Source organism: Streptomyces sp. NPDC007088, assembly GCF_042869355.1.
Taxonomy (GTDB): domain Bacteria; phylum Actinomycetota; class Actinomycetes; order Streptomycetales; family Streptomycetaceae; genus Streptomyces.
Genome location: NZ_JBIAFO010000004.1, coordinates 1 through 16868, shown reverse-complemented (window position 1 = coordinate 16868; position 16868 = coordinate 1). Strand labels below are relative to the sequence as shown.

Here is a 16868-nt window from a genome sequence, read left to right as displayed (position 1 = left end):
GTCCTGCCCGGCACCGCGTGACGGGCGCGGGCCCGTGGCGACGACGAAGTGACCGGCGCCCGGAGGCCCGGCCCGCGACGCGCGGGAGGACTCGGTCCCGGGAAACATGTCGTGCCGTGCCGCGTACACCTCTTGACACGTGTGTCCCAAATTGACACGTGTGCCCCGAACGACCGAGGTGCGTGCGCTTACCCGTCCCCGGCGTCGCGCGGGCCGGGTGAACCTGTCCCCCTCCCGTCTCGTTTCCCCCGTGGGGCCGGTGGCGAGCCGTGCCCGCGACGAAGGGACGAGGTGGACGGGCGTGCCGGAGGGGTCCACGAAGCGGGTTCGTCATCCGGGGCTCATCCGCAGCGCGGACGTCAGCCGTTGCCGGAACGGCTCCGCGTGGGGCGAGCGGGGCATGTCCTCGGCGAGCGCGGGCAGGATGTGCTGCTCGGCGAGGATCCACTCGGCCGCCTGCGCCGGGCCGGTGAACCGCAGCGGACGGACATCGGCCTGGTGCGGTGGCAGCGTCGTACCGCTGTGGCGCGGCGCGATGAGCGCGGTCGCGGCGTCGGCTGTGTAGAGATAGTGCTCGAACATGCGGCGGCGCGCCTCGGCCCGCGCCCTCGGTTCGTCCAGGATCTCCGACAGTTCTCCCGCATAGGTGCGCAGCAGTGGGTGGGCGGAGAACCGGCCGGGGGAGTGCTCGACCAGGAGGTGGTGCTCGACGAGTTCGGCGATGTGCTCACGGGTCGCTCCGGGCCCGGTGCCGGCCAGGCTCGCGGCCGCGGCGGCGCTGATGTCGTGCGCGGGGTGAACGCTGAGCAGCCGGAACAGGGCCGCCGCGCCCGTGCTCAACAGCCGGTAGGAGCAGGAGAAGACGGTGCGGACGTCGGTAGGGGCGTCGTGGCCGGAGAACGGGGTGAGGCTGTCCCGGCTGTCGCGCAGTCGTGCCGCGAGCGAGGCGAGGGGGAAGTCCGGGTGCGTCAGTGCCCATGTCGCGGCGACGGCCAGGGCCAACGGCAGGCGTCCGCACAGGTCGACGACCTCCCGCGCGGCCGGCGGCTCGGCCCCGACCCGGCGCGCGCCCAGCCTGCGTTCGAGCAGTTCCAGGCCCTCCTGGCGCGACATGGGGTGCAGTGGGAGGACGCGGGCGTTGTCCGTGACGGCCAGCCCGTCGAGCCGCCGGCGGCTCGTGACGACGGTGAGGCAGCCCGGGACGCCCGGCAGCAGCGGGCGCACCTGCTCGCAGTCGCGGGCGTTGTCGAGAACGAGCAGCAGCCTGCGTCCGGCCAGCGCGTCTCGGTAACGGGAGCCGAGCCCGGCTGCTCGCGTCCGCGTTTCCCGCTCGCCCGCGCCGAGAGCGTCCAGGATCTCGTGCGTCACCTCGCCGGGGTCGCGAGGCGGGTGCGAGGAGTGATGTCCCCGCAGGTCCACGTAGAGTCGGCCGTCGGGAAAGTGGTCGGCGACCCGGTGGGCCCAGTGCACGGCCAGGGTCGTCTTGCCCACGCCCGCCATCCCGCAGATGACGGCCGTGACCGCCGAACCGCCGCTGTCCACGTCCTGCGCCAGCAACTGCGAACACCGCTCGACCATCTCGCGGCGTCCGGCGAACGCCGCCGGATCAGAAGGGAGTTGCGACGGCGCGGGCCTGAAGGGCCGGTCCTCCGGGTGTGGCGGCACGGGCTGGTCCCGCAAGTCCACGTGAACCGTCCGCTCTGTACGGCGCGTTCGCTCCGTGTGCTCCGCCGGCTCTCTCCGCTCTGCGCGGTCCGTTCGTTCCGTGTGCTCCGCCGGCTCCTTCCCTTCGACCGGCCCCCTCCGCTCCGTGTGGTCCGCCCGTGCCGCATGCCCCGTGCCGCTCCCGGGGCTGGACTCGCCCCGTCGTGACGGGCGCGGCCGCGCTGCGAGCAGTTCCGGGCCGGGCTCGACGCCGAGTTCTTCGGCGAGAGCGCGACGGATGCCCTCGAACCGCCGCAACGCCTCCGCCTGTCTGCCGGTCCCGGCGAGAACGGCGATGATCCGCGCGTGGAGCGCCTCGTCAAAAGGGTTGGTCTCGACCGCGGCGCGCAGAGCCGTGAGCGTTTCCTCCGCCCACAGGGGAGCCGGGCCCAGAACGAGGTCCGCGGCCTCCTTGGCCGTCGTGACGTACTCGTGCCCGACCGCGGTGAACGCCGGGTGCCCCGCCACCCGGGTCCCGGCGGCGACCACCGGTGCGCGCCACAGCCGTAGCGCCTCTGCCAAGTCCCGTGCTCCCCGGGCCGGATCGCCCGCCTCGACCAACCCCCGCGCTCGGTCCCGCAGCTCGCGGAAGCGCAGCAGATCCGAGGTGGAGGCGTCGGCCAGGAGCCGGTAGCCGCCCGTGGACCGCACGAGGCGCCGCGCGCCGGTCCTGCCCCGCAGCTCCGGTTCGAGCATCCTGCGCAGGGCGCCGATGTGCCGGTGCACGACGTTGACGGCGCTGGGCGGCGGACCGGCCTCCCACAGGACGTCGACCGCCTCGTCCAGGGTGAGGGGACCGGGCGCGCGGAGCAGAAGCAGGGAGAGCAGGGCGAGCCGTTTGGGCGGACCGGGCTCCAGCTCGGTGTCGCCGCGCAGGACGCGCACCGTACCGAGGATCGAGAAACGCACTGGCGCGTCCATCACACGCTGACCTCTCGTCATCCTTCCGCACCGCCCGGTGCCGGCCGGACGGCGCGGAATGTGTCACCGTTCTAACCGGTGATTCGGAGAGTCTCACGCGTCCGGGCGGGACGTCAATCCCGGCGCGTCGTAAGCGGCGATCCCCGCGGTGTGGTGTGTGAGCCGACGCGGCACGCGACCTGGATCGTCGAGGTGAACCGCAAGTGGCCCGTGGAACCAGCGCGTGCCGGCAGACGACGCGGTCCGCTGACGACGTGACCGCTCACGTCAGGAGGCCGACGTCTTCCTCGAACGCGCCACCGGGGAGGGGCGTCCGCGACGACCTGCCCGCGGGGTGGGCGAACACCTGCCCGCCGGGTGGGCGAACGTCGTGCTGCCGCAACCGGTGAACCCGCCCGCGCGGGAGTGGGCCCTGGCCCGGCGCCGCTCAGGGAGCCGGCACCGTCGTGGACACCCTGCTGCGCGGCATGGGCAGGCCGTAGGCCGTAGACCACCGGCCGCGCCGACCGGCAGGCCGGCGCGGCGACCGGTGTCGCTTCGGGGGTAAGGCGCCACCGCACCGCGAACGGAGGGCGGCAGAAGACCTGAGGGCGGCGACCACGCGGTGTGGTCAGCGGCGCTGGAGCCCGCACACATCCGTGACCGCCGCGCACCGGCGGCGGCGTCGTCCGTTCGACGCGTCAGCCCTCACACGACGAATCCGCCGTCGGGCCGGGGCGCACCGGGAGCGCGGGCGGCGCCCCGGTGCTACGGCGCACCGTCGAACGAGCAGGACGTGACACGCCCCGGAAGGACCTGAACGCGCCCCGCACGCCGCCTGGTCGCCTTCTGTGCCGCAAAGCCGGACCACGGGCCCCGGGCGCGGCGCCTCGTGTGCCGGGACGCGGGCCTCAGCTCCCCGGCATGAAGACGGCCTTGGTCTCCAGGAAGCCCTCCAGTCCCTCGGGACCGCCCTCGCGGCCGTGGCCGGACAGCTTGCGGCCGCCGAACGGGACGTTGGGCGAGATCTCGAAGCCGTTCACCGCGAGATGCCCGGTGCGTACGCGCGCGGCCACCTCGAAGGCCCGTTCGGCGTCCGCCCCGAAGACGCTCCCGCTCAGGCCGAAGTCCGTGCTGTCGGCCAGACGTACCGCGTCGTCGATGTCGGTGTACGCCTGGATCGTGACCACCGGCCCGAAGATCTCCTCGCGCGCGACGGTCATGCCCGGTGTGACCCCGGTGAAGACGGTCGGGTCGATGTAGTGCCCCCGCTCGAAGCCCGCGCTCCGGCCGCCTCCGGTGAGAAGCCTCGCCCCTTCCGCGCGCCCCGTCTCCACGTAGTCCAGGACGCGGCGGTACTGCCGCTCGTTGAGCACCGGTCCCACGTCGGTCGTCCGCTCCCAGGGGTCGCCCACCGTCAGGGACCGCACAGCGGCGAGGAGCGCCTCCTCCACCTCGGCCAGGCGGTGGCGCGGCGCGAGGACACGGGTCTGCGAGAAGCAGATCTGACCGGAGAACGGCATGACGAACGGCATCAGGGCCGGTACCGCCGTGGACAGGTCGACGTCGTCGAGGAGGATCGCGGCCGACTTGCCGCCCAGTTCGAGCGTGGTCCTGACCATCCGCCGCGCGGCCGCCTCGGCGATCCTGCGTCCGGTCGGCACACTGCCGGTGAAACTGATCTTGTCCACCGCCGGGGAGCCGACGAGCCGGGCGGACTCCAGGGCATCGGCGGTGATCACGTTGACGACGCCGGGCGGCAGTCCCGCGGCCTCGGCGCACTCGGCGATCACCAAGGCGTCGAGAGGGCTCTCGACCGGCGACTTGAGCACCACGGCGCAGCCCGCTCCCAGCGCCGCCGCGACCTTGTGGGCGAAGATGTTGAACGTGGCGTTCCAGGGTGCGACGAGCGCCGCCACCCCCACCGGCTCCCGCAGTACCCGCGCGTGTCCGCGCCGGGTGGGCCGCCGTTCGGTGAACGCGTAATCCTCGACGAGGCCGGCGTAGTAGTCGAAACGGCTCTCCCCGGCGTGGACGAGTCCCTCGGCGAAACCGATGGGCGCACCGACTTGCGCGGTCCACAGCTTCGCGAGCAACGGCAGCCGGCCGCGCACCTCCTCGGCGAGACGCTTGAGATGAGCGGCGCGGTCGGACGCGGGCATGCGGGGCCAGGGGCCGGTGTCGAAGGCGGCCCTCGCCGCCGCCACGGCCCGCTCCACTTCGGTGCTGTCGGCGAGCGGCAGCGTCAGCACGTCCCGCTCGGTCGAGGGGGAGACGAGGGTGACGCGGCGACCGGCACCCGCGCGTACCCACCGGCCCCCGACGTAGAAGCACTCGCGGAACTCGTCCGCGACATCCACCGGAAAATCGGGCAAGGGAAACTCCTGACGGGTCGTGACCAGCGGCTTACGGCTGTCCGGGCGGGTCGAGCAGGGGGTCCGGGGCGGAGGGCCGGCCGGGTGCCAGGGCGCCGAAGATCCAGCGGTTCGCCGCCACCGCGTCCTCCTCGGCCGGCCGCGGGCCACGGCCGTACAGCCGTGTGAAGTCGAACGGGCCCCGGACGGCCGTGGACCAGCCCAGCTCCGTCAGCTCCGCGACCGAGTCCGGCCGCCGCTCCGTGCTGAACAGGGCGAGCAGATCGACGCCGATCCGCTCACGTGCCGCCGCGTAGATCGGGTAGTCGCGGGCCTCGACCGGATCGACACCCTGCTTGACCTCGTACGCCAGGGCACTTCCCGGGGCGCTGTGCGCGTGGACGGTCGCGAGGAGCTCGCGCTCCGCGCCGGGCGGCAGATAGGGCACCAGCCCCTCGGCGAGCCAGGCCGTGGGCCGCGCCGGATCGAAACCGGCCGCGACAAGCGCCGCCGCCCAGTCCTGCCGCAGATCCGCCGCGACGGCCACGCGCTCCGCACGTGGTACGGCGTCCAGTGCGTCCAGGACGGAACGCTTGAAGGCGAGCACGTCCTGCCGGTCGATCTCGAAGACCGTGGTGCCCGGGGGCCAGGGCAGCCGGTGGGCGCGCGTGTCCAGTCCCGCGCCGAGCAGGACCACCTGCCGGCCGCCCTCGGTGGCCCGCCGCAGCAGGAAGTCGTCGAAGACCCGGGTGCGCAGCCCGAAGAAGCGGCCCAGCCGCCCCCACAGCGGGTCGGCGTCGCCGTCCGGCACCTGATCGGCCGTCAGCGGCCAGTCGGCGCACGCGGGGGCGGCGCGGACGAAGTGCTCCGCGTACGCGTCCCGGGCCAGTGCGTCGGGCCGGGACGCCTCGATGGCTCGGGCGGCGGCGACGAGAAGGGCGGTCACCCCCACCCCGGCGACCGGGTGGGCGTCCGCTCGGGCGTTGTCGGCCATGCTCTCTCCTCATCGGGGGGTCCATGCACTGAAACGTCGTCGGCGGCTGAGAAGTTCAACCCTGCCGGCAGACGGCGAGAGCGGACCGGGGCCCGGGGCAGGTGTCGCACGCCGGGGTGCGGCACGTTCACCGCCGGGCCGCGAGCCGGCCGCCGCCGACGCTCAATCCCGGGGGCGCGCCGCACACATGTTACGCGTACACGTGCGTCCACGAGTTGGACGTTTCCCGGGTGCGGGGCCGCCGATCCTGCTCGCGGACCCCGTGGCCGACGCTGCCGCGCGGGACCGCCTCCCGCACCCGATCCCCTCGTAACCGGCTTGACGGGTGACTTGTGGCATGGCAAGGTCGTCACCAGTCAGAATGGTTACGCATCAAGTGAGGGAAACCCCATGGCCGTTGTCCGCTTCCACCTCGACTTCCCGCTCAGTCCTTCCGAGGCCATGGCGGTCCTGACCGACTTCAGCCCCGCGCGCGCCGAGGACTGGCCCACGATCGACGCGGAACACTTCACCGTCCACGAACTCGGCGACACCTGGGCCGAGGTGACCGAAGGGACCGGCTCCGCCTGGGAGCGCGCCCGCTACCGGTGGGACGAGGCGGCGGGCCGGGTCAGCGTCGAGACCCTGGACTCCAAGGTCTTCGGCCCCGGCGGCGGCTGGGAGTTCCGCGTGGTCCCCGAGGGGCGGGGCACCCGCGTCGACGTCGAACTGACCAGGGAGCCCGCCTCCTTCAGGCGCCGGATGCTCGCCTTCCTGCTTCCGCTCGTGGGGCCCTCCTCGCTCCGGAAGTCCTTCAGCGGCCCCCTCAAGGCCGCGTGACCCCCTGGCTGCGCGCAGCGGAAGAGGCGGAAAGCACCCCCCGCGACGGCCCCCGGCCCGCCCCCGCGGCCCGGCCCCTCTCCGCCCGACCGGCGACACACCTTCTGTACGGCCCTCGCACGGCGCCCCGTACGGAATGCTGGGTTCCGGGTCAGGGGCCGGTCAGGAGAGGGGCGTCGTGCTGGACGCGGATGTCGTCATCGTCGGAGCGGGAGCGGCCGGGCTCTCGCTCGCCCACCGGCTGTGCCGCCCCCGCCCGGGGCCCCGCCGCCCGGCCGAGGTCGTCCTGGTCGACGCGCCCCCGGGCCCGCTGCGCCCGTCCGAGCGCACCTGGTGTTTCTGGGAGCCACCGGGCGGCGAGTTCGACGGCGCCCTGGCCGCCGCGTGGGACCACCTGCGGGTCAGGGCCCACGACGGCCGCACCCTCACCCGCTCCCCGGCGGGACTGCGCTACAAGATGCTGCGCTCCGGCGCCTTCGAGGAGCACGTCGATCCGGCGCTGGCGGGAGCGCCCGGCTTCCGCCGTCATGACGCCACCGTCGAGGACATCCGGGGCGGCCCGCACGGCGCGCGGGTGCACGGGCTCGACGCGTCGGGCCGGCCCTGGTCGCTGCGAGCCCGCTGGGTGTTCGACTCGCGGCCGCTGCCCGCCCTGCCCGCCTCGCGCGCCACCCTCTTCCAGCACTTCCGCGGCTGGTTCGTGCGCACCGCGGAACCCGCCTTCGACGCCACGGCCGCCGACCTGATGGACTTCCGCACCCCCCAGCCTCCGCACGGCCTGTCCTTCGGCTACGTCCTCCCGCTCAACGACCGCGAAGCCCTCGTCGAGTACACCGAGTTCTCCCGCGCGCCCCTGGGGGTGGCCGCCTACGAGGCGGCGTTGCGGCACTACACCCAGGACGTCCTGCGGCTCGGCGCGTTCGAGGTCACCGCCGCCGAGCAGGGCCTCCTCCCGATGACCGCCGCCCGCTTCGCCCGCGCGGCGGGCCCGTCCGTCTTCCGGATCGGCGCCGCCGGGGGTGCGACGCGGCCCTCCACGGGCTACACCTTCGCCGCCGTCCAGCGCCAGACCAGAGCCGTCGCCGACCGCTACCACCGGGGCGCCGTCCCCGCTCCGCCCGCCCCGCACGCGCCCCGGGCCCGCGCCATGGACGCGGTCCTGCTGCGCGCCCTGGACCAAGGGCGCGTCAGGGGCGCGGATTTCTTCTGCGACCTGTTCGCCGGGGTGCCCGCCGAACGGGTCCTGCGTTTCCTCGACGGCCGTACGACGGTATGGGAGGACCTCGGCGTCGGTCTGCGCGTGCCGAGGGCGCCGATGCTGCGCACCGCGCTCGAACTGCCCTTCGTGCGCCCCGTGCGCACCCCTCTTCCCCGATGAGGAGCACCATGACCAGGCACAGAGGCGCACCCCGGGCCCCACGACGCGGCCGGGACCGGCGGGCCGAGATCCTGCCCGCGCCACCCGGCCGGGACCGCTTCACCGACGAGGCCCCGCACGTCACCGTCGTAGGCGGCGGCATCGCCGGACTCGCGGCCGCCACCGGACTCGCCGAACGCGGCGTCCGCGTCACCCTCCTGGAGCGCGAACCGGTGCTCGGCGGGAGGCTCGCGGGCTGGCCCGTCCGGCTCTCGGACGGAACGGAAGCCACCATGAGCCGGGGCTTCCACGCCTTCTTCCGGCAGTACTACAACCTCCGGGGGCTGCTGCGGCGCGCCGACCCCGGACTGCGCACCCTGCGCGGACTGCCCGACTACCCGCTGCGGCACGCCCGCGGCCTCCACGACAGCTTCCGGCACGTCCCGCGCACACCCCCGCTCAGCGCCCTCGGCTTCGTGGCCCTCAGCCCCAGCTTCGGTGTGCGCGACCTCGCGGCGATGGACGCGCGGGCCGCCCTGCCGCTGCTCGACGTGCGCGTCCCCGAGGTCTACGCGCGGCTCGACGACGTGAGCGCCGCCGACTTCCTGAACCGCATCCACTTCCCCGAGGCCGCCCAGCACCTCGCCTTCGAGGTGTTCTCCCGCAGCTTCTTCGCGGACCCGCGCGAACTGTCCGCCGCCGAACTCGTCCTCATGTTCCACATCTACTTCCTGGGCTCCTCCGAGGGCCTGCTGTTCGACGTACCCGACGAGCCGTACCCGCGGGCGCTGTGGGAACCGCTCGCCGGCTACCTCCGCTCCCTCGGTGTGAGCCTGCGCACCGCGACCGCCGTCGAAGGCGTCGAACCGGCCACCGGCGGCGGCCTCTACGTCCTGGCGGAGGGCGAGTCCTACCTCAGTGACGCGGTGGTCCTGGCACTCGACACACCCGGACTGCGCCGGCTCGTCGCCGACTCACCCCGGCTCGGGGACGGCCCCTGGCGCGAACGGATCGACGCGCTTCCCGCGGCCCCGCCCTTCCTCGTGAGCCGGCTCTGGCTGGACCGCCCCGTCGCCCCCGACCGCCCCGGCTTCCTCGGCACCAGCGGCTACGGCTCGCTCGACAACGTGAGCGTCCTGGACCGCTGGGAGGGCGAGGCCGCGCGCTGGGCGGCGGCGGGCGGTGGTTCCGTCGTCGAACTGCACGCCTACGCGCTCGACGGCCCGCGCGACCAGAAGGCGGAACAGAACCAGCTCATCGAACGGCTGTGGCAGGTCTACCCCGAGACCCGCGACGCCCTGATCGTCGACCAGCGGCACGAGTGGCGCGCCGACTGCCCGCACTTCCCGGTCGGCGGCCACAGCGCACGGCCCACCGTCCGCACCCCCGACCCGGCTCTCGTCCTGGCCGGCGACCTCGTCCGCACCGGCCTGCCGGTGGCGCTCATGGAACGCGCCGCCACCACCGGCTTCCTCGCCTCCAACGCGCTGCTGGAGCGCTGGGGCATCCGGGGCCAGACCCTGTGGACCGTGCCGAACCGGGGGCGCTGGGGCCCCCTCCGTGCCCTGGCCCGCCTCGGCGGGGCCTGACCGCGCCCTCCCGTCGCCGCCCCGCCGACTCCCCGGGGCGGCGCCCCCTCAGGCCGTACCGGCTTCCGTCGCCCCGGAGTCCTCGGAAACCTGGGGACGTCGCGGCGCGCGCGGCGGGTGCGGGGCGGCGGTGCGCAACTCCCAGCGCCGCTCCGCGTACGCCAGGTCGTCGCGCCACAAGCGGCCCGCCGCCGCCCGCATCAGGGGCCGCAGCACCGGCGCCGCCGCACGGGCCAGCGCGAAGCCCGGCCGCCCCGAGGCCGCGACGACCGCCTCGATCACCGCGGTACGCGGGCGCCCCGAGTCGTCCGGCGCCAGCGGCGTCGCATGCGTCTCCACGACCGAGCCGACCCCGTCGCCCTTCGTGATGTGCATGACCACCGTGCGCGGTTCCGGCGCGGTGAACACGGCCTCCACCGGGACGACGACCCGGCCGGCCACCTTGAAGGAGACCGCCACCACGAACCCGTCCTCCGTGGCGCTGCCGCCCCCGGCCCCCGGGTCCCGCACCACGTGGAGGTCCACGAAGGAGTACGGGTGGAACCACGCGCCGTGCCACGGGTCGAGCCGGTTGGCCACGACGTCCTCCGGCTCACAGCGGCCGACCGTCGTGCACACGGCGTCCACCGCCGAGTCGCGGTCCGGGCGCACCGGCACGACCGGCCGCTCCAGCGGCACCTCACCGCCCACGGCGTCCAGCCGCACCCACGCCAGCACCCCGTCGTCGTACGCCGGAAACGGCTGCCAGCCCGCGAACGGGTTCCCGTCCAGGGCCAGTCCGTGCCAGCGGCACACGAGGGTGCCGCAGCGCACCGGGCTCCGCGCGAGGGGGGCGCCCAGGTGCGGGCACGCCCCCGGGCCCGCCACGAGCCGCCCGCTCGCATCGCGCCAGGCGACGACCTCCACACCCCCGATCGTCCGCCCCAGTGGCTGCCGCCGCCCCTCGGCCACCTCGCGCGAGGCGCCCAGGACGTACCAGTTGCCGGACGGCCGCTCTCGCGCGCGGGCCAGCGCCCCCGCGATCACACCGGGCCTGGCCTCCCGCCACGTGGGCCGCATCCGCTCCCACGCCACCGGGTCGCGCCGCAGGCGCAACGGGATACGTGCCCCGAGCCCCCGCGCAGCGGTGTCTCCCGGCGCCTCTCGCCCGTCCGCACCCGCACCCGCCGCCCGTCCGCTCACACCGGCACCTCCGCTCGCTCCGGGCCGTCCGCGCGGACCCGTCGCGGTACCGGCGGCGCGGTCGCGGCCCGCGGCCGTCGCGGGGAGCGGGCCACGCGCCAGCGGGCGGCGGCGACCCGCACCAGCCCGTCGGCGGCCACGACGGCCCGGCGTCTGCGCGGCACGACGGAACGCCGGTGCACGACCGCGTACCCGTCGTCCGCGACGGCGTCCAGGATGCCCCCGTACAGGACGTACGCGGTGCGGATGCAGGGGCGGGCGACCGGGTCGAGCATCGCGAGGCCGGGGGCCGCGCGCCGGTACTCGGAGCGCGTCAGCTCGGCGGCGGCCCGCAGCGCCCGCACGATCCGCGGGTCCCGGCCGCCGGTGTCCCGGCTCCACCGCAGCAGCTCCCGGTCCACGCCGTGCGCGGCGAGCAGGTCCACCGGCAGGTAGACCCGCCCCCGGTCCAGGTCCTCACCCACGTCCCGCAGGAAGTTGGTGAGCTGGAAGGCAACGCCCAGGGCGGCCGCGTGCGGGGCCGCCTCGGCGCGCGGCACCACGGTGCCGAGCACCGGCAGCATCTGAAGCCCGATGACGGCCGCCGAACCGTGCATGTAACCGCGCAGTTCGTCCAGCGTCGCGTAGTCCGTGACCGTCAGGTCCGCGCGCATCGACGTCATGAAGTCACGGAAGTACTGGTGGTCGATCGCGTACCGGGCGGCGGTGTCGGCGAGGGCCCGCACGACCGGCTCGCCGCAGCGTCCCGAGCGCAGCCCCGTCTCCAGCCGTCCGGCCAGCTCGTCGAGGGCGCGCTGCCGTTCCTCGGTCGTCGCTTGGCTGTCCAGGTCGTCCACGATGTCGTCGGCCCAGCGCGCGAACCCGTACAGCGTGTGCACGGCGGGCCGCCGCGCGGCCGGCAGCAGCCGCGTCGCGAGGAAGTAGGTCCGGCCGTGCCGCGCGTTCAGCGCCCGGCACATCCGGTAGGCGTCGCGCAGGCCGGGATCACTGATCCCCGCCGCGTCCAGTTCCCGGTCGGTCACCGCGGTCAGCCTCTCGCCGGGGCGCCGGGAGCACGGCGCCGGGTTGTCGTGACACGGGGCGCGGGCGGGCCGGTGACACGGGTCGCCGCGAGCTTCCCGGAGATCAGCACGGTCGGCACGCCCACCCCGGGCGTCGTACCGCAGCCGGCGAGCACCGCGTTGACGGTGCCGCGCACCAGATTGCGCGGACGGAACGGCCCCGTCTGCGCGAAGGTGTGCGCCGCCGAGAAGGGGCTGCCCGCCGCGTGCCCCTGCGCCGCCCAGTCCGCCGGGGTCACCAGGCACTCCGTCTCGACGGCCGCGCCGAGACCGTCGAGACCGCGCCGCTCCAGTTCGCGCAGCAGACTGTCGCGGTAGCGCGGGCCGAGCTCGCGCCACTCCCGCACCCCCGGCCCCGTCTCCGTGTTGGGACAGGGCGCGAGGACGTAGTGCAGGTGCCTGCCCGGAGGGGCGAGGTCCGGGTCGGTCGCCGTGGGACGCGTCACCAGCAACGAGGGATCGCTCATCAGGCGTCCGGTGCGCGTGAGTTCGTCGAAGGTGTCGTGCCACGCCTGCCCGAAGGAGATCGTGTGGTGGCCCAGACCCTCCCAGGTCCGGTCGGTTCCCGCGTGCAGGACCACGGCGGACGGCGCGTGCCGCAGCCGCACCGGCCGGCGCGGCCGAGCCCCCAGCAGCCCGTAGCTGACCGGCAGATCGGGGGTGAGGACGACCGCGTCGCACGGAAAACGGGCCCGGTCGGTGCGCACCGCGACGATCCGCTCGCCCCGCCGCTCCAGCGCCTCGACGGTGTGCCCGTGGTGGAACTCGGCGCCCGCGAGCGCGGCCGCCCCCGCCATGGCCCGGGGCAGGGCGTGCATACCTCCGCGCGGGAACCAGACGCCCGCCACGGTGTCCATGTAGGCGATCACGGCGTACGCGGCCAGCGCCCGCGCCGGGGCGACCCCCGCGTACAGCGACTGGAAGGTGAAGACCCGCCGCAGCCGCTCGTCCGACAGGAAACGCCCGATGCGCGCGTCGAGCCGGCCGAAACCGCCCAGCGCGGCGAGCCGGGCCAGGTCGGGGTGCATCAGTTGCAGGGGCGAGTCGAAGTTGGCGTCGATGAACCGGCGCATCTGCACCGCGTACAGCTTCTCCAGCCAGGTCCGCAGCCGCCGGTAACCCGCCGCCTCCCGGGGGCCGGCGAAGCGACGGACCTCCTCCTCCATCGGACCGGGCCGGGTGTGCACGTCCAGCGCCGATCCGTCCGCGAAGCGGGCGCGGTAGGCGGGATGCAGTTCCACGAGATCGAGGTGGTCGGCCATGCGCGCGCCGACCGCCGCGAAGCCCTCCTCCACGAGATCCGGCATGGTCAGCACGGTCGGGCCCGTGTCCATCAGGAAGCCGCCGCGCTCCAGCCGGCCCGCCCGCCCGCCGGGCAGCGGATCGCGCTCCACGACGGTCACCCGCCGCCCGGCACCGAGCAGGTGCAGGGCGGCCGACAGGCCCGCGAGGCCCGCCCCCACCACGACGACATGGTCACTGGGGCCGGGCAGGGTCCGGGTACTCATGAGGGGCGGCCTCTCTCGTCGGGCGCGACCGCCGGGGAGCGGACGGGCCGCGGCGGGGACACGGCGGGCTCCGGCGGGGACACGGCGGACGCCCGCGGGGACACGGCGGGCACCGGGGCGGGCGCCGCACCGCCCGCCCGGTGCACGAGTTCGCACAGCCGGGCGCGAGCCGTCGGATCGGCGTCGAGGCCGTCGAGCCGGCCGGTGGCGCGCGCCACGAGGGCGGCGATGCGCTCCTCCACCAGCCGGCGTGCCCCCGTCTCCTCCAGCACCGACCGCACCCGGTCGAGCCCCTCGGGGGAGAGCCCGGGATCACCGAGGCAGCGCTCCAGCACGGCGAGGGCCGGGCCGTCACCGCTCGCGAGGGCCCGCGCGTGGGCGAGGGCGGCCAGCAGCGTCGGTTTGCCCGAACGGACGTCCTCGCCCACCGGCTTCCCGGTGTGTTCCGGGGTACCGAAGACACCCAGCAGGTCGTCCCGGAGCTGGAAGGCCAGGCCCGCGGCGCGGCCGGCCTCGGCCAGCCGCCGCGTCCTCTCGGCGTCCGCCCCCGCCAGCGCGGCGCCCAGCTCCATGGGCCGCGCGACGGAGTACAGCGCGCTCTTGAGCCGCGCCGTGCGCACCGCGTGCAGCGCGGAGCGGGAAGCGGTGATCTGCCCCTGCAGATCGAGGTACTGCCCCGCCACCATCTCGGTGCGCAGCGCGCGCCACAGCGAGCGCACCCGGGACCCGGCGGCGGCGGGGTACTCGGTCGCGTGCACGGTGTCCTCGGCCCACACGAGCGCGAGATCGCCGACCAGGACCGCGGCGGCCCGGCCGAAGGGCTCGGCCGCCCACGCGCCGCGGCCCGCCCCGTACTGCGCCGTGAAGGAGGTGTGGACCGCGGGCCTGCCGCGGCGCATCGGCGAACCGTCCATCACGTCGTCGTGCACGAGGGCCCCGGTCTGGAGCAGTTCCAGCGCGGCGGCGGTGCGCAGGGCGAGACGCGTCCGCCGCGCACCGGGCGCCCCCTCGACCCGCAGGGCCCACCACAGGAACGAGGAGCGGAGGCGACGCCCTCCGGTGGCGGTGAAGTGGACGACGCGGGCGGCCACCTCCCGTCCGAAGACCGGGTGCAGCGCCGAGGCGGCCCGCAGCCGCTCGGCGAGCAGGTCCGCGAGCACGGCGTTGACGGCTCCCGGCACGTCCGCGTCCACCCCCGCGTGCGCACCGGCCACCGCCGTGGCCGGTGCGCACGCGGGGGCCGGCCGGTGCGCGGGCGGAGCGCACTCGTCGTTGCGCGGGCTCACGGGCTGTTCCTCTCCGCACGGCTCACGGACGGTTCCTGGTCCAGGGGGTCACACGCCGTCCTCTCGTTCGGTCCCGCCGGATCGCCCGGCCGGGTCGCGCGGCCGCCTCGGCGCCCGCCCTCAGGGACCTGCCCGTCACCGGCCCCCTCCCGTCGCACGGGCACTCCAACGAGCTACGAGAGCGGGCGCAGATGGGGGAGTGGCACCGAGGTGCCGCGCGCCTGGGCGGGGAGGGCGACCCGTGGCCGGCGGCACCGGCGCGCAGGGCCTCGACCACTCCGGCACACAGCGCGGACGCCCCGAACGGAGTAGGACGTACGCCCGCGGATCGTCCGTCCACGGCCGCCACCTCGGCGGCCCACGCGCCACCCTCGCCCCGGGATCACCGCCCCGCGAGGCCGCCCGGGGCCGGGCCCGTGGTCACCGGGGCGAGCCGCCGCGCCACCGGTCCCCGTGGCAGAAGGAGGCGGTTCGCGGTTGTCTGGGCACTATGTCGGATCATCAGTACGGTCAGTCCGGTGCCTCCCCGGACGGGAAGAAGCAACGGCACGAGTCCTCGGCGTCCGGCCCCGGCGAGGAGCGTGCGGGCCCCGGGGCCCCGCGGCGGATGGGCCGGAGTTCCTGGAACGCGGTGCTCAGACGCACCCTCAAGGAGTTCCAGCGAGACCAGCTGACGGACCGGGCCGCCGCACTGACGTACTACAGCATCCTGGCGCTGTTCCCCGCCCTGCTGGTGCTGATCTCGCTGCTGGGCATCGCCGGGAAGTCGGCCACCCAGTCCGTGCTCGACAACATCAAGAAGCTCGCGCCCGGCTCGGCCCGCGACGTGCTCACCAACGCGGTCACCCAGTTGCAGGGCAGCGCCGGGCTCGGCTCCGTGCTCGCCGTGGTCGGCGTGCTGGGCGCCCTGTGGTCCGCCTCGGGCTACGTCGCCGCCTTCATCCGCACGTCCAACACCGTCTGGGACCTGCCCGAGGGCAGGCCCGTGTGGAAGGTGCTCCCGGTACGTGTCGGCCTGACCCTCGCCCTGCTGGTCCTGGCGTGCGTCAGCGGCCTGATCGTCGTGTTCACCGGCGGTCTCGCCCGGCAGGCCGGTACGAGTCTGGGGATCGGCGGTACGGCCGTGACCGTGTGGTCGATCGTCAAGTGGCCGGTACTGGTGCTGCTCGTGGCCGCCATGCTGGGGCTTCTGTACTGGGCGGCGCCGAACGCCAAGGGGCGCGGCTTCAGGTTCGTGACCCTCGGCAGCCTGCTCGCGCTGCTCATCTGGCTGGCCGCCTCCGCCGGGTTCGCGGTCTACGTCGCCAACTTCAGCTCGTACAACAAGACCTACGGGACGCTGGCCGGCGTCATCGTCTTCCTCGTCTGGTTGTGGATCACCAACCTCGCCGTTCTGCTGGGGCTGGAGTTCGACGCCGAGACCGAACGCGAACGGGCGATCGCCGCCGGCCACCCCCACCGGAAAGAGCCGTACACCGAGCCGCGCGACACCAGCAAGTGGTCCGACGAGGAGAGGCGTTCCCTGGGGGACACCGGCCCCGACGACCCTCGTGCCCACTGAACCGTCGCTCCCCGACCCGGTGGCAGGCGTTGGCCCCGAAGCCGCTCCGACCGCCACCGCCCTGTACCCGCAGTCCGTGGGCCCGGTCCCGCACCCCGTGAGAGGACGACCTGATGAACGCCTCCAAGCTCGCCTACAAGCCCTTCGGAATCGCCCTCGGAGCGGCCGGCGGCATGCTCGCCGGCCTCGTCGTCAAACAGATCTGGAAGCGCGTCGGACAGGAGGAGACTCCGCCGGGCGCCACGGACGAGGACCGCACCTGGCGGGAGATCGTGCTCGCCGCCACGATCCAGGGCGCGGTCTTCGCCGCGGTCAAGGCCGCGGCCGACCGCGCCGGGGCCTCGGCCTTCAAGCGTCTGACCGGGACCTGGCCGGGCTGAGCCGGATCGGGCCGGGACGTGCCGGCCCCGCCCGCCCTCGTCCCGGCCCGTCCGCAGCCGGGGGGGGGGGGGGGGGGGCCCCCCCCCCCCCCCCCCCCCCCCCCCCCCACCCCCCCCCCCCCCCGGCCCCCCCCCCCCCCCCCCCCAAACAACCCCCCCCCCCCCCCCCCCCC

12 protein-coding genes are annotated in these 16868 nt (G+C 75.1%); 5 read left to right on the top strand and 7 right to left on the bottom strand.

What is annotated here, in order from left to right; all coding sequences use genetic code 11:
- Positions 1-330 precede the first annotated feature (330 nt).
- The 3 genes from ACFYMP_RS08050 to ACFYMP_RS08040 all read right to left on the bottom strand — a co-directional run bounded on the left by ACFYMP_RS08050 (position 331) and on the right by ACFYMP_RS08040 (position 5952).
- Positions 331-2625, bottom strand: coding sequence for a BTAD domain-containing putative transcriptional regulator (locus tag ACFYMP_RS08050; RefSeq protein WP_388852364.1), 2295 nt, complete (start codon positions 2623-2625; stop codon positions 331-333).
- An 890-nt stretch (positions 2626-3515) separates the two neighbouring features.
- Positions 3516-4979, bottom strand: a complete 1464-nt coding sequence (locus ACFYMP_RS08045) for an aldehyde dehydrogenase family protein (protein WP_388852361.1) — start codon at positions 4977-4979, stop codon at positions 3516-3518.
- 31 nt (positions 4980-5010) lie between these two features.
- Positions 5011-5952: an SAM-dependent methyltransferase gene (locus ACFYMP_RS08040; RefSeq protein ID WP_388852358.1), complete on the bottom strand. Its 942-nt coding sequence runs from the start codon at positions 5950-5952 to the stop codon at positions 5011-5013.
- Positions 5953-6342: 390 nt separating this feature from the next.
- Between ACFYMP_RS08040 and ACFYMP_RS08035 the strand changes: the two genes are divergently transcribed.
- From ACFYMP_RS08035 to ACFYMP_RS08025, 3 genes are all read left to right on the top strand, one after another.
- Positions 6343-6771 (top strand): hypothetical protein, encoded by a 429-nt coding sequence (locus tag ACFYMP_RS08035; RefSeq protein ID WP_388852355.1) that lies wholly within the window; start codon positions 6343-6345, stop codon positions 6769-6771.
- A 181-nt stretch (positions 6772-6952) separates the two neighbouring features.
- The gene (locus ACFYMP_RS08030) at positions 6953-8149 is read left to right on the top strand and encodes a lycopene cyclase family protein (protein ID WP_388853273.1); all 1197 of its coding nucleotides are present in this window, start codon (positions 6953-6955) and stop codon (positions 8147-8149) included.
- Between the two features lie 8 nt (positions 8150-8157).
- Complete coding sequence (locus tag ACFYMP_RS08025) at positions 8158-9717, top strand: FAD-dependent oxidoreductase (RefSeq protein ID WP_388852352.1); 1560 nt, start codon at positions 8158-8160, stop codon at positions 9715-9717.
- Between the two features lie 48 nt (positions 9718-9765).
- On the opposite strand, the gene ACFYMP_RS08020 is transcribed toward ACFYMP_RS08025, so the two are convergent.
- From ACFYMP_RS08020 to ACFYMP_RS08005, 4 genes are all read right to left on the bottom strand, one after another.
- Positions 9766-10776, bottom strand: a complete 1011-nt coding sequence (locus tag ACFYMP_RS08020; protein WP_388852349.1) for a DUF5914 domain-containing protein — start codon at positions 10774-10776, stop codon at positions 9766-9768.
- 119 nt (positions 10777-10895) lie between these two features.
- On the bottom strand, positions 10896-11921 hold the full coding sequence (locus ACFYMP_RS08015; protein WP_388852346.1) for a phytoene/squalene synthase family protein: 1026 nt from the start codon (positions 11919-11921) through the stop codon (positions 10896-10898).
- Between the two features lie 5 nt (positions 11922-11926).
- Positions 11927-13468, bottom strand: coding sequence for a phytoene desaturase family protein (gene crtI, locus ACFYMP_RS08010; protein ID WP_388852344.1), 1542 nt, complete (start codon positions 13466-13468; stop codon positions 11927-11929).
- Positions 13465-14754, bottom strand: coding sequence for a polyprenyl synthetase family protein (locus ACFYMP_RS08005; RefSeq protein ID WP_388852341.1), 1290 nt, complete (start codon positions 14752-14754; stop codon positions 13465-13467). The genes crtI and ACFYMP_RS08005 overlap by 4 nt, the downstream gene beginning before the upstream one ends.
- A 490-nt stretch (positions 14755-15244) precedes the next feature.
- Between ACFYMP_RS08005 and ACFYMP_RS08000 the strand changes: the two genes are divergently transcribed.
- The gene (locus tag ACFYMP_RS08000) at positions 15245-16315 is read left to right on the top strand and encodes a YihY/virulence factor BrkB family protein (RefSeq protein ID WP_388852338.1); all 1071 of its coding nucleotides are present in this window, start codon (positions 15245-15247) and stop codon (positions 16313-16315) included.
- A gap of 113 nt (positions 16316-16428) precedes the next feature.
- Entirely contained in the window at positions 16429-16695 is a 267-nt protein-coding gene (locus ACFYMP_RS07995) for a DUF4235 domain-containing protein (protein ID WP_388852335.1), read from the top strand.
- Positions 16696-16868: the final 173 nt, after the last annotated feature.

Bases quoted from the DNA above. Each gene is read 5' to 3' on its own strand.
- ACFYMP_RS08050 (WP_388852364.1), bottom strand. From the start codon at position 2,625: ATGGACGCGCCAGTGCGTTTCTCGATCCTCGGTACGGTGCGCGTCCTG.
- ACFYMP_RS08040 (WP_388852358.1), bottom strand. From the start codon at position 5,952: ATGGCCGACAACGCCCGAGCGGACGCCCACCCGGTCGCCGGGGTGGGG.
- ACFYMP_RS08035 (WP_388852355.1), top strand. From the start codon at position 6,343: ATGGCCGTTGTCCGCTTCCACCTCGACTTCCCGCTCAGTCCTTCCGAG.
- ACFYMP_RS08025 (WP_388852352.1), top strand. From the start codon at position 8,158: ATGACCAGGCACAGAGGCGCACCCCGGGCCCCACGACGCGGCCGGGAC.
- ACFYMP_RS08020 (WP_388852349.1), bottom strand. From the start codon at position 10,776: ATGCGGCCCACGTGGCGGGAGGCCAGGCCCGGTGTGATCGCGGGGGCG.
- crtI (WP_388852344.1), bottom strand. From the start codon at position 13,468: ATGAGTACCCGGACCCTGCCCGGCCCCAGTGACCATGTCGTCGTGGTG.
- ACFYMP_RS08000 (WP_388852338.1), top strand. From the start codon at position 15,245: ATGTCGGATCATCAGTACGGTCAGTCCGGTGCCTCCCCGGACGGGAAG.
- ACFYMP_RS07995 (WP_388852335.1), top strand. From the start codon at position 16,429: ATGAACGCCTCCAAGCTCGCCTACAAGCCCTTCGGAATCGCCCTCGGA.